The sequence below is a fragment of the Sporosarcina sp. QA0331 genome (genome assembly GCF_055808055.1).
Map to the genome: position 1 here is coordinate 3,568,228 of NZ_CM147850.1, position 14,157 is coordinate 3,582,384.

15 protein-coding genes are annotated in these 14,157 nt (G+C 41.2%); 2 read left to right on the plus strand and 13 right to left on the minus strand.

The annotated features are described in order from the left end of the window. From AC0L13_RS18100 to AC0L13_RS18145, 10 genes are all read right to left on the minus strand, one after another. Positions 1-1,098 (minus strand): ABC transporter ATP-binding protein, encoded by a 1,098-nt coding sequence (locus AC0L13_RS18100; RefSeq protein ID WP_473642080.1) that lies wholly within the window; start codon positions 1,096-1,098, stop codon positions 1-3. 21 nt (positions 1,099-1,119) lie between these two features. Further along, positions 1,120-1,938, minus strand: coding sequence for an HAD family hydrolase (locus tag AC0L13_RS18105; RefSeq protein ID WP_473642082.1), 819 nt, complete (start codon positions 1,936-1,938; stop codon positions 1,120-1,122). Between the two features lie 63 nt (positions 1,939-2,001). Next, complete coding sequence (locus tag AC0L13_RS18110) at positions 2,002-3,369, minus strand: ABC transporter substrate-binding protein (RefSeq protein WP_473642084.1); 1,368 nt, start codon at positions 3,367-3,369, stop codon at positions 2,002-2,004. A gap of 350 nt (positions 3,370-3,719) precedes the next feature. Then, positions 3,720-4,340 carry a LysE/ArgO family amino acid transporter gene (locus AC0L13_RS18115; protein WP_473642086.1) on the minus strand — a complete coding sequence of 207 codons (621 nt, stop codon included), beginning with the start codon at positions 4,338-4,340 and terminating at the stop codon, positions 3,720-3,722. 161 nt (positions 4,341-4,501) lie between these two features. After that, positions 4,502-5,020 carry a hypothetical protein gene (locus tag AC0L13_RS18120; RefSeq protein ID WP_473642088.1) on the minus strand — a complete coding sequence of 173 codons (519 nt, stop codon included), beginning with the start codon at positions 5,018-5,020 and terminating at the stop codon, positions 4,502-4,504. 12 nt (positions 5,021-5,032) lie between these two features. Continuing rightward, positions 5,033-5,872, minus strand: coding sequence for a hypothetical protein (locus AC0L13_RS18125; protein ID WP_473642090.1), 840 nt, complete (start codon positions 5,870-5,872; stop codon positions 5,033-5,035). A 314-nt stretch (positions 5,873-6,186) separates the two neighbouring features. After that, on the minus strand, positions 6,187-7,383 hold the full coding sequence (locus AC0L13_RS18130; RefSeq protein ID WP_473642092.1) for a class I SAM-dependent rRNA methyltransferase: 1,197 nt from the start codon (positions 7,381-7,383) through the stop codon (positions 6,187-6,189). An 81-nt stretch (positions 7,384-7,464) separates the two neighbouring features. Further along, positions 7,465-8,061, minus strand: coding sequence for a hypothetical protein (locus tag AC0L13_RS18135; RefSeq protein ID WP_473642094.1), 597 nt, complete (start codon positions 8,059-8,061; stop codon positions 7,465-7,467). A 323-nt stretch (positions 8,062-8,384) separates the two neighbouring features. Then, positions 8,385-9,566, minus strand: a complete 1,182-nt coding sequence (locus AC0L13_RS18140; protein ID WP_473642096.1) for a MalY/PatB family protein — start codon at positions 9,564-9,566, stop codon at positions 8,385-8,387. A gap of 127 nt (positions 9,567-9,693) precedes the next feature. Further along, positions 9,694-10,416 (minus strand): MerR family transcriptional regulator, encoded by a 723-nt coding sequence (locus AC0L13_RS18145; RefSeq protein WP_473642099.1) that lies wholly within the window; start codon positions 10,414-10,416, stop codon positions 9,694-9,696. A gap of 137 nt (positions 10,417-10,553) precedes the next feature. Between AC0L13_RS18145 and AC0L13_RS18150 the strand changes: the two genes are divergently transcribed. Beyond that, positions 10,554-11,051 carry a GNAT family N-acetyltransferase gene (locus tag AC0L13_RS18150; RefSeq protein WP_473642101.1) on the plus strand — a complete coding sequence of 166 codons (498 nt, stop codon included), beginning with the start codon at positions 10,554-10,556 and terminating at the stop codon, positions 11,049-11,051. Between the two features lie 34 nt (positions 11,052-11,085). Then, on the plus strand, positions 11,086-12,060 hold the full coding sequence (locus AC0L13_RS18155) for an MraY family glycosyltransferase (RefSeq protein ID WP_473642103.1): 975 nt from the start codon (positions 11,086-11,088) through the stop codon (positions 12,058-12,060). 109 nt (positions 12,061-12,169) lie between these two features. Here AC0L13_RS18155 and AC0L13_RS18160 read toward each other — a convergent pair whose 3' ends face one another. The 3 genes from AC0L13_RS18160 to AC0L13_RS18170 are packed head-to-tail and all read right to left on the minus strand — an operon-like array spanning position 12,170 to position 14,097. Continuing rightward, positions 12,170-12,640, minus strand: coding sequence for a methylated-DNA--[protein]-cysteine S-methyltransferase (locus tag AC0L13_RS18160; RefSeq protein ID WP_473642105.1), 471 nt, complete (start codon positions 12,638-12,640; stop codon positions 12,170-12,172). Beyond that, a complete protein-coding gene (locus tag AC0L13_RS18165) occupies positions 12,624-13,541 on the minus strand; it encodes a DNA-3-methyladenine glycosylase family protein (protein WP_473642107.1) in 918 nt (305 codons plus the stop codon). The genes AC0L13_RS18160 and AC0L13_RS18165 overlap by 17 nt, the downstream gene beginning before the upstream one ends. Further along, on the minus strand, positions 13,522-14,097 hold the full coding sequence (locus AC0L13_RS18170) for a bifunctional transcriptional activator/DNA repair enzyme AdaA (protein ID WP_473647119.1): 576 nt from the start codon (positions 14,095-14,097) through the stop codon (positions 13,522-13,524). The genes AC0L13_RS18165 and AC0L13_RS18170 overlap by 20 nt, the downstream gene beginning before the upstream one ends. Positions 14,098-14,157: the final 60 nt, after the last annotated feature.

Sequence of the window (14,157 nt, forward strand, 5' to 3'; positions counted from 1 at the left end):
TTAGACGCCTCCAACGAGTACCGGTTTTGGCTTCGTCTGTTGCGGACCATTCCTATCTATGTCGATGAAACGGATCCGTTCTTCCTGTTCATCGAAGAAGTACAGCTTTTCGTACGGAATAGCGATTTGCACATCATTCGTTTCCGTAATCGGGCTATCGAAGCTTTTGACATTCATCATGCCAGCAACGTTCGACACTGTGTAAATTGTTTCCGCGCCTAATGTTTCCGTCGTCAAGATCTCACTTTTTAAAACGACATGTTCTTGCCTTTCTTCCGAGCCCGCAATGATTTCCGCATGTTCCGGCTTGAACCCGACATATTTCACATCTTCGAATAACGTCGGTAATACGGCATTCAAATGTCCGCGCTCAAGAATATTCATAGGCGGTGTGCCGATGAATTCAGCGGTGAACACATTATTCGGATCATGATACATATTCATAGGTGAATCCATTTGTTGCGTAACGCCTTTATCGAGAAGGATGATTTGATCCCCCATTGACATTGCCTCGACCTGATCATGGGTCACGTAAATGAACGTCGTGCCAAGACGCTTATGCAACTGAATCAGTTCACGTCTCATCTGCCCTCTCAGTTTAGCGTCCAAATTGGAAAGTGGTTCATCCAAAATGAAGACTTTCGGCTTTTTCACCATTGCCCTCGCCAGTGCGACCCGTTGCCTCTGCCCGCCTGACAATTGATGCGGCTTCTTATCCAAGTGGTCCGTCAGTCCGACAATATCGCTAATTTCCCGAATTAAATTGTCTCGTTCCGCTTTCTGCACTTTTTTATTCACAAGGCCGAATTCGATATTTTTCCGGACCGTCATCGTCGGATAGAGTGCATAGTTTTGGAACACCATCGCGATATTTCGCTTGCCCGGCTCTATGTTCGTCACACAGTCATCACCAATCCAAATTTCACCGCTCGTCGGTGTTTCCAATCCTGCGATCATCCGGAGGGTCGTCGACTTCCCGCAGCCTGATGGACCGACAATGACGGTGAATGAACCGTCCTCGATTGTGAGATTCAAATTGTTTACTACTGTATCCTCATCGAACTTTTTCACGATGTTCACTAATCTGATTTCAGCCATTCCGTTCATCTCCTCTTTGTTTTATACCTTTACAACGGACAGTTGGCTTAAGAATTCCGCCAACTCTTCTACGGTTTTCACAGTATGATCCCACTCATGGACTCCAAAATGCGTATATGGTGAAATGAGGCAAGTCCGTCCACCGAGCTTTCGTACCGGTGCCAAGTCATTGTATGGATTATCGCCAATGGAAAGGATTTCGTCAGGAGCATATCCTTCCTTCAATAGACCTTTTACAATCGTTTCCATCCCGAAAGGCTTTTTCGCGTCGAACACATAATCATCAAACATCGATCCAATATTCAAATACGTAACAAAAGCGGGACCGGTATCTCCTGGTGTATTCGTCATAAAGATTTTCCTCTTTGTCGCAAGCGCAGAGATGCTTTCGAAAAGAGGCGCATAGCGACTGATTTCAAATGGCTTTTGAATCATTTCATAACGCACTTTATCAAAAGCTTCCGCTCTTCTTTCACGTGGAGTGCCGTATTTTTCGGCATATAGATTGGCGATTCCCCACGGATCCCCGAGGAATAAAAGAGAAGCGTTTTCCTCCAACAGACTCTCATGTTTCTTCCCGTCCCAGGAATAACAGATCGTCGGCAAGAATTGATCATGTTCATAGAAAAAATGCTGTTCCCGATCAAAGAAATGGCCAAGCTTCACAGTATGACTGCCATCCAAGATATCGTAGGCTTCGGATACGACTTTTGCCTTTTCCTCTTCATCCAATATCCCATCCAACAAATACGTTACGTATCTTCCTAAAAAAGCATCGTCCTGATACAATGTCCCGTCCATATCGAAAATCGCCACTTTCACTTGCTTCATCCATTCCAATGTGATCGTCTCCTTTACGAAAACAGGAAGAGGGGGCTCGATTGCCCATCTTCCCGAATCGGATTATTGTAAGAGGGGATTCGCCAATTCGGCTGCTTTGTCCAGCGCATCTTTTGGGGATAGATCCGGCTCCAGTAAACTTCTCGTAATTTCATCTGCCAATATTGTGGAGATTTCAGGGTAAGCTTCCGCCATTGGACGCGCTTTCCCATATTGCAATTGGTCGACAGCTACTTTGTATTGAGGAATTTCCTTATACAAGCTTTGCATCTCTTCCGAATCAATTGCGGAAAGTCGGCTTGGCAAATAGCCTGTGTATTTACTCGCATAGATTGTTTGTTCTTTCGCTGTCATCCATTTGATGAATTCCCATGCTGCTTGCTGTTTTTCAGGCGACAGCCCCGCCGTCATGACAAGGTTTGCACCGCCCGTCGGTACACCGCTCGCTTTATTTGATGGCATGAATGCCGTGTTCAGTTCAAATCCGTTCTCCTCTGCAATCGCCAAGTTTTGCGTCAAATTTGCAGTGGATGTAAACATCATTGCAGATCGACCGTTTGCAAAATCTTGTGTTGCTTGTGCAGCCGCTTCATCACCGGCATGGATTTTCAAAATGCCTTCTTCTGCAAGGCGTTTCCAGAATTCCAGCGCCTCTACTCCAGCTGTTCCATTGAATGTTACTTCAGAATCGTCGGCTGCTAACATATCCTCGCCGCCCGCTCCAACGAATGCCTCAAAATACCAAATCCCTACAGGCATGCTCATACCGACACTCTGTCCATCAACTGTCAATGCCCGTAAATATTCCTCGAATTCATTCCAGTTTTTCGGGCCTGCCGGGTCAAGACCTGCTTCCTTCAACATAGAAACGTTCATATAGAGAATAGGCGTGCTCCGCAAATACGGAAGCCCATAGATGTTGCCATCCACATACGAGTTGCCCATCAAACCTGGATTGAAATCCTCCAAGTTAATATCACTGTCATTTTCGATGAATGGCCTCAAGTTTTCCGTCATTCCTGAACGAGCGAAGACACCCATTGACGAAATTTCATTCAACGTAACTTCCGGTGCATTTTTTGCTGCTAAAGCCGCTTGCGTTTTGGAATGAAGGTCTGCATAATTCCCTTGGAATTCCGCCTTCACTAAAATTTCATCTTGTGAATCGTTAAACATTTTGACTAAATTCTCATTGTTTTCCCCGATCTTATCCCCAAATGCATACCAATACGTAATTTCCGTCCTGCCGCTATCCGCCGAAACTTTATTATCTTTGGCACCTGTACCTTCCTGGTTGTCTCCGCATGCACTTAATACTAAAACGAAAACGAGCAATGTGATGAATCTGCCAATGTTTTTCAACTTGTCTCCTCCAGTTAACAATTGATGGTTTAGTCGTTTGATTAATAAACTTCCGGATGTGAATGCCATCTTCCCTCCTTTTCTCCTCCGCTTCCTTACAGCTCATATTCTACGTGGTGATTGTTAAGCAGAAATCTTCTTAATGTAAAGAATTATTAAGGTGACTGTGCACTAAGTCATGCAAATTATGCAATGCAATTGTATATTGAACACAAAAAGGCCGACGATTATAGACTCGTCAGCCTTACATTCGTATAATTATGCCTTTTAATGAATACCTGTAAATGCATCTTGCACAGACACCAACAAAACCGCTTCTTTTTTCGCCGGTCCAAAGTCCTGATTTGGTGATAAGATTCATTATTCGATAGATAACACTGTGGATTCAATAGATAATTCCATTGATTATATAGATATCTTCAAAAAAACTTGTCGAGTAGCCTGATTGCCATATAGAGCGCAACTCCCCAGACGACGAATGCGGAGATTTTATTCAACATGCCAATAAATTTCCCGCTCGTATCCATCTTGCCGAGCATCCGGCCAGCGAGTGCAAGTCCGAAAAACCAGCACCATGAAATGATGATTGTCGTCAATGTGAATGCAAAACGAGCCTCCCGTGAATAACTTAAAGCGTTCGATCCGATGACGCCGATCGTGTCGATGATCGCATGGGGGTTTAATAAGGAAACTGACGCGGCGAATAAGATCTGCTTTTTAGGAGAAAATCTTTCCGCCTCCACCTCTACAGATGAAGGGGCACTCCGCCAAAGTGAAATTCCGATATACAGTAAAAATAGTATTCCGACAGCAAACATAATCGTTTCCAACCAATGGAATGTCAAAATGAGCAATGAAACTCCCGAAACAGCCGCTACAATTAAAATCGTGTCGCAAACCCCTGCGGTCACCACAACAGGAAGTGCCCTCACCAGCTTCGGCTGCAATGCCCCTTGATTGAACACAAACACATTTTGTACGCCTAGCGGCAAAATAAGTCCAATTGCCAGGATAATGCCATGAAGAACCGCCTCGATCATAATCGCTCTCTCCCTTTTCTCCCTTTCTATCTATTGAAAGACTTTCTCTTACTAATTGCAATGAGAATTGTTTTACACTACAGCCGAAAAAAACCATCTCCTTATGCGGAAATGGCTTCTCATTTCGTACTTCTTTATTCACGACTTTTAAAAAATCTTATTTATAGATTCTTTGCTAATGGTATCAATCTGTTAATTTTCTCTTCCGTCGCACGATCAATATTTACATCCGGATTTAACTCATGATATTTCTTAAAGAAATTCTTACCACCTTGCAAAACGGAAAGTAGAAATTCTTTCTCGGGGAGCCGGAAAGAAAATGCTTCCCCACTATAGCTTAAAAGAATTGTATCATCTTCTTCTTTTTCAAGTAAAAAGTATGGCTCTATAGAAACGATATCATTTCCGTCCCTCATTGATAGGTAATCCTCTATAAGATCAGCCCAAATCGTCCAATACAAAGGGACACGTTCTAACACTTCATCGTTTAGAATAACCTTACCATTTTGAGTGATTAAAATGGAGGCATATATATTTCCTCCGCCTGTAAAAATATCTCTAAGCTCAGTCTCCCTAGACGGCTCTTCAATATCAAAGAAAAAGTTGTCGAAAAGCTCTTGGCCCACTATTCCGGGATATTGAATATTAGGATCTAATAAAAATGTCTTTACTTGAATCATACGTGAATCCCCTTATGGAGCAATATATGTTATTGTAGGATAGATATTTGTAATTTGCCTAGATCCCGTTAATTGAGCTCCGACCTGATACGTAACCCCATTATAAGTTGTTGGTACGTTGATATAACCTTTTCCAGCACGTATATAATCATCAATCAATGTTGCATTTTGTCTCAATGCTTGTGTAGCTATGTTATTTATTGTACCTGTACCAATGTTATCATAAAAAAATGTTTGATTTACAGGATTACCTGCGCCCGCATGGTAATATGTTTGGTGATGTCTTTGTAATATATGTTGCATGTTAGATTTTGTAATTGTAAATGTTCGAGAACTTACATTTACCGTGTGTGGTGTATAACTTGATACCACAGGCGCAACTCTAGTTGCGGGTTGGGATGCAACCGTTCTTAGAGTCGCAGATGTCAAGGATCTTTTAAGTAAATAACTTGTACCTTGCCGAACTACAACGACTGCAACAAATAGGCATGGCGGTCCACACATTGGCTGAATTAGTTCATTACTTACCTCCAAATAATCTATACCAGTTTCATAGTAATCAACTTTCTCTTTATCTCCAAATTCATTAACAAAATAAGTGGTGATTTGTGTGACTTCTTTTCCGTCAATTAAATCTTTCACTTCATGGTATTCATACAAGTCCCCGTTAATTTCGAGTTGAAAAATTCTTTCTTTATTGTCCTCAAAAACAATTGTCATTGGAGAAACATTAAGACTTTCATAGTCTTCAACCGATACTGTAGATGAGGCAAACGTCGTTAATGGAGAAAATACGAATCCAAACAGCATCACTAATGACAAAACCATTGACTGAATTTTAAAGTTTTTCAAATCATACCCCCCTTTATATTTTATTTGAGTTCTATTCACTCAACTCAATCATAGAACTCTAAAATATTTATTCAATATTTGAAGGTTGGGAAATTAACCTATAACTAATGACTCACATAATACTATTTTACTCTACTTAAAACGTAACGAAAAATTGAAATACTTCCCTTTTGATACTTCCCTTTTGAGTATTTATTAGTTTTTTGTACTTTACAATAATGTTGCATTTACTTGGAGTATAGTTATCAATATTCCTTCCACTAATTTTATCAATAACAAAAAACCACCCCCGCGAGGAGATGGCTTTGCACTTTTCATTTCAACTTCTGCAAAATAACGACTTTCAAATAATTGAATTCCGGAAAGTCGCGGTTTGTACGGAAATCTTTTGGTAATGAAGATTCCTCAAGGATTTTATAGCGTGAACCAGCATCCGCAAAGCCTTTCTCGATAAACGTCTTGAACTTCTTCATGCTGAAGCTTGCGTTATTCGTCGATGCAATGATGATGCCGTTTTTCTCTGTGATGTCAATTGCATCCTTCAGCAAAGCTGGGTAATCCTTCGCTGTGCTAAACGTGTATTTCTTCGAGCGTGCAAAACTCGGAGGATCGAGGACAACGACATCGAATTTTAGTTCATGGCGTTTCGCATATCGGAAATAATCGAAAACATCCATCACTTTGATATTTTGTGCTTCGTAATCAATACCATTCACGCTGAACTGCTCGATCGTCTTCGGCAAACTGCGCTTCGCCAAATCGACACTCGTCGTTTCACGTGCCCCTCCAAGAGCTGCAGCAACCGAAAATGCACCCGTGTATGAAAATGTATTCAGTACATGCTTACCTTCCGAATACTTATCGCGCAGCGCTTTACGCACATCACGCTGATCGAGGAAGATTCCTGTCATTGCGCCATCATTCAAATCGACAGCGAAGTTCATGCCATTTTCTTTCACAATAATCGGGAAATCTCCTGCGATTCCTCTCACAAAATCATCCTGCTCGATGTATTGGCCTTGTGTATCAAACCGTTTTTTCTCATAGATGGCTTTGTAGTCCACAAGCTTGTCCAACACGCCATACGCATGATGCTTCATGGAATAAATCCCTTCGCTATACCAGCTCACCATGTAATAGCCGTCAAAATAATCGATCGTCAACCCGCCAATACCATCGCCTTCTCCGTTGAACACGCGGAATGCAGTCGTCCCGCTATCCTCGAAAAATGACTCCCGTCTCGAAAGGGCTGCAGAAATCTTTGATTCAAAAAACGTGAAATCAATTTTTTCGTTATCGTCCCTTGTCAGTACCCAGCCAATTCCTTTGTTTTGATTGCCATAATAGCCTTTCGCGATGAATTTGCGGTATTTGTCTACCAGTCGGATGATGGAGCCTTCTTCCTTCAACACTTCCGGATTCATTACTGCGTCTTTTAAAATCAATGGGTAGCCCTTTTTAAAGGCTGCTATACTTTGGGCGTTCACTTGTACATCAATTGTTTTCGTCATCGTGTCATCCTTTTTCCATCATTTTTTTCATTATCGCATGAAGACGTGAAAAAAGCTTCTCGTAACGGAGAAGCTTCCACATTAGGCGAGCAGGCGGAACGCCAAACTTTTCCAAAGTCCCATTCGAATCGGACGTTCCATTTGCGGCCCTCTTACATTATTTAAGTACGTTTTCAAATCGCCTTCATACACTAGTTCCATATGCGGCAAATACGCCAGATGATGCGGCATTGTCAGGCAAGGTCTCGTCAGCAGTCGATGTGTTTCGCTCTCCTGCATGACGGTTGCGACGAATTGCGAACAGAAAAAGGCTCTTTTCCGTTGAATCTCTCTATTCAGCGCCACGCCGAACAAACCGATAAAATTATATTTATAGTCTCTTTGATTCAACTCGAATTGAACGATTTTCTGACGGATCCGCATATACGCTTCCGTAGTCACTTCACAACGGTACACGGCGCAATCGGCCTCCTGAAAGATGCCTTCCGCAACATTTTCACGTACGAACCCACCGATGAACGGATTGTATTGCTGCTTCCGACCGAAACTATAAATTTCGGTCAATTGCTCGTCGAATGCGATAGAGGCATGATTCAAATCCTTTCTTGTATACATGCCAATCGCCTTTGACAGCAGCGTTCCCGTGTCAGTGAGCACGATATAGATTGTTTTTCCCATTATCCCAACCCCTAACTCATCTCTCTCTACAAGTATGTACAATTTTTTTAGGAACCTAAACCGTCTGCAGATTGAAACCTTCTAAGCCCTAAGTTGTAGACATGAATCGGGGTGCGGACAGTTCAAGTAATTTTTCTATATATGTATTATACGTTTTAACTATATGGAGAGTTTCACTTTCCCGAGATTTTTAAATCCTATAGGAAAGCGATGGCAACGGTTGTCATGGAAATAACGATTGCACATCTATCGATGGTTTTCCTATTATACTATGAAACACGACGACTTTCCTGCTTTTCTTGAAAATAAAGTAAAAGCAACTTTCACTTCACGAGATTCGACAAAATATTTTCAACGGCAAGTTCAACAAATCTCGGCTCCGTCGCCATGTTTAAGCGAATAAACCCTTTCCCTTCTGGACCGAACCACTCCCCAAAATCGACAGCAATTCGACAACGGTCTTGAATGAACTCTTTCGTTTGACCCTCCTCGATGACATTCCTCATATCAAGCCAAATTAAATACGTCCCTTCCAATGGGGAGATGATGATTTCAGGCGCTTTTTCCTGTATATGCTGTTTCACATGCTCGTAGTTATAACGAATGACTGCCAATAGTCCATCCAACCACTCTTGTCCGTGCCGATAAGCTGCTTCCGCAGCAGTAAGTCCAAGGATATTCACTTCTGTTTGGTTCACTGTCTTTACGTAGTCATCAAATTCAGCGCGCAGCTGTTCATTCTCGATAATAATATGGGAAGTTAAGAGTCCTGCTAAATTAAATGTTTTAGATGGTGCGGTTACCGTAATGAGTCGATCCGCAAATTCTCCATTATCAATAATTGCCGAAGGGATATGCTTATGACCTTCCATAACAAGGTCTTGATGAATTTCATCCGAAACGACGAGGACGTCATGTTTCTTGCAAATTGATAGGATTGTCGTCAATTCCTTTTCAGTCCATACTCTGCCGACCGGATTATGTGGGGAGCATTGGATGAACAGTTTTACGTCATTATCGACGATGCTTTTCTCGAATGCGTCAAAGTCGATATGGTACTTTCCATTTTCATTCACAAGTCCGCATGTTACCAATTTACGACCGGTGTCCTTAACGGCATTATGGAATGGGTAATAGACAGGTGTCAATAATAGAACAGACTCGTCCGGTTTTGTAAAAGCATTGACGAACCAGTAAAGTGCAGTAACGACTCCTGTAGAAAATCGTATCCACTCTTTTTTCACTACATAACCGTGATGGCGTTTCTCCCAATCAATGAATGCCTCATAGAAAGAATCCGGCACGAAAGAATAACCGAACACGCCATGTTCGATTCGTTGGTGCAATGCATCAAGAACAGCTTCCGGCGCTTTAAATTCCATATCAGCTACCCAAGCGGCAATCAAATCTGGATCTCCGAATCGCACGTCCAGTGCATCCCATTTCAATGAATTAGTTCCGTTTCGCTCTACCGCATACCGCTCGCAAAATTCAGCAACGTTCATTTGCAATTCCTCCCGTTTTCTTATTTATATAACAATACGCCAACACGATAAGGACGTCTAGATAGTTTTTTCTGTTAAAAAGACACCCGAAAAATTCGGGTGCCGAAAATAATACTATTTAACAGTGTCAGTTTTTATTCGCATATGCCTTCATCGCATCCCGCATGAATACAGCCAATCCTTCACCGAATTGATCAATATTCTTTGTGAATCGTTCGTCCGCGACGTACATTTCACCTAAGCCCGCGAATGCTTCCGGTGAGTAATGAGCGATTTTATTCAAAAACGTGTACCAATCAGCGATTGCAGTCTGGGCTTCCGCTGAAGCAGGATCAGTACCTCGAAGTGCCGCTAGATTGGAATAAATCCGATTCATCTCCTGCTGTTCTTTCTCGCCGAACTGGGCAACATTTTTGTTCGCCTTGTCGACCGCTTCTTCTCCCCACCGTTCTCTTGCTTCCTGCTCATATGGATTCGAACTGAAGTCGAATCCTTTGAATTTCTCTTCGTTCGTCATTGTCATTTCTCCTCTCTCGGATTGGAGCGTTTTATCGATCGTCTTTATCATTACATCCAACTGACGGCGCTTTGACAGCAGCATGTCGCGTTGCAGCTCGAACGCCTCCAACCGGTTGAACGATGGACTATCCAACAGCTCCTTGATTTTCTTTAAAGGGAAGCCGACTTCACGAAAGAACAAGATTTGCTGGAGGGTCGTCAAATTTTCATCGGAATAAACCCGATAGCCTGCCTCCGTCACTTCGTCCGGAACGAGTAAACCGATATCATCATAATGATGGAGCGTGCGCACACTCACACCGGTCAAATCCGCCACTTCCTTCACTTTCATAGTTCCCCGCCTCCCTTCACTATTGACTATAAAGTATGACGTTACGTGAGAGTCAACACAATCGATAAAATAATTTTCACTTAAAAATCAAAATTCAAGTATACTTAACTAAATATCTAGCGTAGGGGGTTAAAACATTGATCATCAACACGGATAGACTCAAGGCGATAGCTTGCACATCTGAATTTCTATCAACCATTTCGCCTGATGAGTATGAAATAGGAAATCATATAAAAGGGCATTTATCCAAACTTGAAAATGACGATAGCCAATTAGGATGGGGCCCTTATCTCGTTATGGAGAGAGAAACGAATAAGATTATCGGAGACATCGGATTTAAAGGAAAACCTTTGGCAGACCATATCGTGGAAATCGGTTATGGCCTTATTCCGTCTGCGCAAAATAAAGGATATGCGACAGAAGCTGTAGGTGCTCTCGTAAAATGGGCATTTACTTCAGGACAAGTTAAGATAATCATTGCCGAATGCTTACAGGACAATCTTGCATCTATCAAGGTGCTCGAAAAGTTGGGAATGGCAAAATCAGGGCAAGTAGGCGATATGCTTCATTGGAAAATGGTCGGAAGAGAACCTGTAACGAGGAACCAACCAATGAGTCAAACGTCCTTCTATTAAACATCTTCGATTGAAAAAATATAGTAGAAAATTAATGGTGGTGAGTAAAATTTTATACATATTGGCATTTGTAGCATCATTCCTTATAGTCTATGGGTTAATCCCTCCGTTGCGCAAGCTCGCTTTCCATATTGATTTTGTGGACAAACCACGGGAAAACGAGGAACGTAAATTACACCGTGAGCCGATTCCGTTAACAGCAAGTTATGCACTTTTTATTGGTTTTTTTCTCGTCTATCTTCTTTTTACTAGAGAGTTTACTTGGGAAACCGGTGCACTTTTTGTAGGCGGGGTATTACTGTTAACTATTGGGACGATTGACGACTGGTATAAAACGAAGGGCAAGGATTTTCCGGCCCTGCCCAAATTCATCGTGCAAGTATCCGCAGCCATTCTTGTCTTCGCTTCGGGAATTAAGTTTAACGGTTTCGTAAATCCGCTATCAGGCGAATATGTCACCCTTCCGTTTATTTTGCAATTTTCGCTTACTATTTTATGGATATTCGGTGTGACTACAGTAATTAATTTCTCGGATGGCATGGATGGGCTTGCGGGAGGGCTTGTTGCGATTTCTGCCGTTACGCTTTTTATTGTTGCTGTTACCAAAGGACAGCCAAACTCTGCTATGATGGCCATTATTCTAGTAGGCATTACCGCCTCCTATTTACGCTTCAATAAACCACCGGCCAAAATTTTCATGGGAGATGCGGGCGCAACATTCCTTGGATTTTTACTTGCAGTCATAGCCCTGGACGGAGCTTTTAAACAAGCGACTGTTCTCTCATTGTTCATTCCCATCCTGGCATTAGGAGTGCCGATTTTTGATAATCTCTTTGTTATCGTCAAGCGCTTTGTGCAAGGAAAGTCTATCTATCAAGCAGACGCTAGTCAAATCCATTATCGGCTGCTACGTGCTGGTCTGAAACCAAAGCAGGTACTTACCTTTCTGTTTTTAGCTAGTGCTTGTCTTTGTCTATCTTCCATCATTTTGTTACTCATACAAATTTAATAAGTTAACGGGCAACATACCTACCGTAATCCTTTTAATGAGGGAAAGGATTATGGTAGGTATTTTTAAAAGGAAGGTTTATAATTTTCGAACTCTACTTGTCTTGTATCTAAGACTTCTCATGTTGAAGTAACCATTCTTTTCTCCATAGGCCACCTGCGTAACCCGTTAATTTCCCATTTGAACCGATTATTCTGTGACAGGGAATGACTATGCTTAACTTGTTTTTTCCATTCGCACTCCCAACAGCTCTAATTGCCTTTTCGTTGCCGATTGAAACAGCGATATCCTTATAGGATACCGTTTCTCCGTAAGGGATTTCTTTTAAGGCTTCCCATACACTTTTTTGAAATTCAGTTCCTTCAAACTGCAGAGGAAATGTAAATTCAAAACGTTCACCTTTAAAATATTCGTCGAATTGGGTATAGCACTCCACTAGAACCGCAGGAGTTTCAGCGGTTATCATATTCACCTTTTCGCTTTTTTCGGTGAACAAGATAGAATTGACAGCATCTTGATTACCTATTATTTCCATTAAGCCTATCGGTGATTCATAATGTAATTTATATTGTTTTGTCATACAAGGACCTCCAAAGATAAAAAGTCGCATAGGCCTCCCAACCTTCCCAGGTAGCGGCATATTCTTTAATTTCTTCAACGGTCGGCTTCATTTCTAGTTCTAATACATTTTTAATAGCGTTATGAAGGCCGACATCCGCTATTGGTAAAGAAGAAGTAAAGTGTAAGCATTTCATCATAACGTAATCCGCTGTCCACGCTCCAACTCCTTTTATCATCATTAATGTTTTTTTTACTTGCTCATAATCTTGTTTTTGCAGTAAGATTTCCTTTGTCAACTCGCCATTTAACATAGTTTTCGCTATGCCGATAATATATTCAGCCTTCCTTGAAGTAAATTGATGTTTTCTTAAATCATCGATACTAATAAAAGCTATTTTTTCAAATGAAGGGAATACCCAAAACGTTTCACCCTCAAAACTTAAGCTTTCGCCATATTGTTCGACGAAACGTTTTTTTAATGTGTATGCAAATGTTAAATTAATTTGCTGTCCAATGACTGCCCATACGAGTGCTTCAAATAAGTCTGGCATGCAGATAATCCGCAAGCCATTATAACTTTGGACTAATTCCTTTAAAACTTTATCATAAGAAGCCATTTGATAAAATCCTGCTAAGTCCCTTTCCAAATCGAACCATTCCCATATGTATTCTGCCACTTTTTCTCGCAAATGAATCGATGGAGTACTTATAGGAAATTCGACCTTTATCGAGTTATCGCTATGTTCTATTTTGCATAATATCAAGGACTCTTTCACTTTGATTAGTTTATATATAGATTCCGATTCAATTTTATGAAGGATTTCCTTGTCGGATCTACTTAAAAAAATTAAACACTCTTCATAGTTAAAGTCCTCAGGAGGATATATTTCCAAATACGATTCATAGTCCGTCCAATTCATGAAGAAATTCCTTTCGATATTCACTAGGTGAACAGCTTTTTAAATTCCGGAATGCTTTGTAAAAATTCGAAGGGCTCCGGAAACCTACCTCATAGCAGATCTCAAGGTTCGTCAAAGTCGAGCATTTTAGAAGGTGAGCTGCTTTATCTATACGTATTTTTTCTAAATAAGTCCGCGGTGTCTCCTTAGTTTCTTGTTTAAATAACCTTTCTAAATAAAATGGACTTAATCCAACTTGATCCGCTATATCTTTTAATACCACATTTTTTTTATGGTGATTGACTAGATATTTAATGATACTCCTGACCATTTCAATATGAGGTGAGTGTTCTGCCTTTGGTTGGCATCTTTTGCATGCTCGATAACCAGCTTTTTCAACTTCGTTCATGTCATGGTAAAATTCCACATTCATTTTTTTAGGTTTCCTTGACCTGCAGGAAGGACGGCAATATATTTTAGTCGTTTTTACCGCCGTAAAAAATAGTCCATCATATTTATGATCACAAGCGATGATTTTTTCCCACATCTCTTCAAATGAAAGATTGATATTGTCTATCACGGAATTCCACAATCCTTTCAACAGGGCAGAAAGCAAACCCCATGCGTTCCTTTGACC

What these genes read in the sequence shown, in the direction of transcription:
- AC0L13_RS18100 (WP_473642080.1), bottom strand. Translation starts at nt 1,098, where the DNA reads ATGGCTGAAATCAGATTAGTGAACATCGTGAAAAAGTTCGATGAGGAT.
- AC0L13_RS18110 (WP_473642084.1), bottom strand. Translation starts at nt 3,369, where the DNA reads ATGGCATTCACATCCGGAAGTTTATTAATCAAACGACTAAACCATCAA.
- AC0L13_RS18115 (WP_473642086.1), bottom strand. Translation starts at nt 4,340, where the DNA reads ATGATCGAGGCGGTTCTTCATGGCATTATCCTGGCAATTGGACTTATT.
- AC0L13_RS18120 (WP_473642088.1), bottom strand. Translation starts at nt 5,020, where the DNA reads ATGATTCAAGTAAAGACATTTTTATTAGATCCTAATATTCAATATCCC.
- AC0L13_RS18130 (WP_473642092.1), bottom strand. Translation starts at nt 7,383, where the DNA reads ATGACGAAAACAATTGATGTACAAGTGAACGCCCAAAGTATAGCAGCC.
- AC0L13_RS18135 (WP_473642094.1), bottom strand. Translation starts at nt 8,061, where the DNA reads ATGGGAAAAACAATCTATATCGTGCTCACTGACACGGGAACGCTGCTG.
- AC0L13_RS18140 (WP_473642096.1), bottom strand. Translation starts at nt 9,566, where the DNA reads ATGAACGTTGCTGAATTTTGCGAGCGGTATGCGGTAGAGCGAAACGGA.
- AC0L13_RS18145 (WP_473642099.1), bottom strand. Translation starts at nt 10,416, where the DNA reads ATGAAAGTGAAGGAAGTGGCGGATTTGACCGGTGTGAGTGTGCGCACG.
- AC0L13_RS18155 (WP_473642103.1), top strand. Translation starts at nt 11,086, where the DNA reads ATGGTGGTGAGTAAAATTTTATACATATTGGCATTTGTAGCATCATTC.
- AC0L13_RS18160 (WP_473642105.1), bottom strand. Translation starts at nt 12,640, where the DNA reads ATGACAAAACAATATAAATTACATTATGAATCACCGATAGGCTTAATG.
- AC0L13_RS18165 (WP_473642107.1), bottom strand. Translation starts at nt 13,541, where the DNA reads ATGAATTGGACGGACTATGAATCGTATTTGGAAATATATCCTCCTGAG.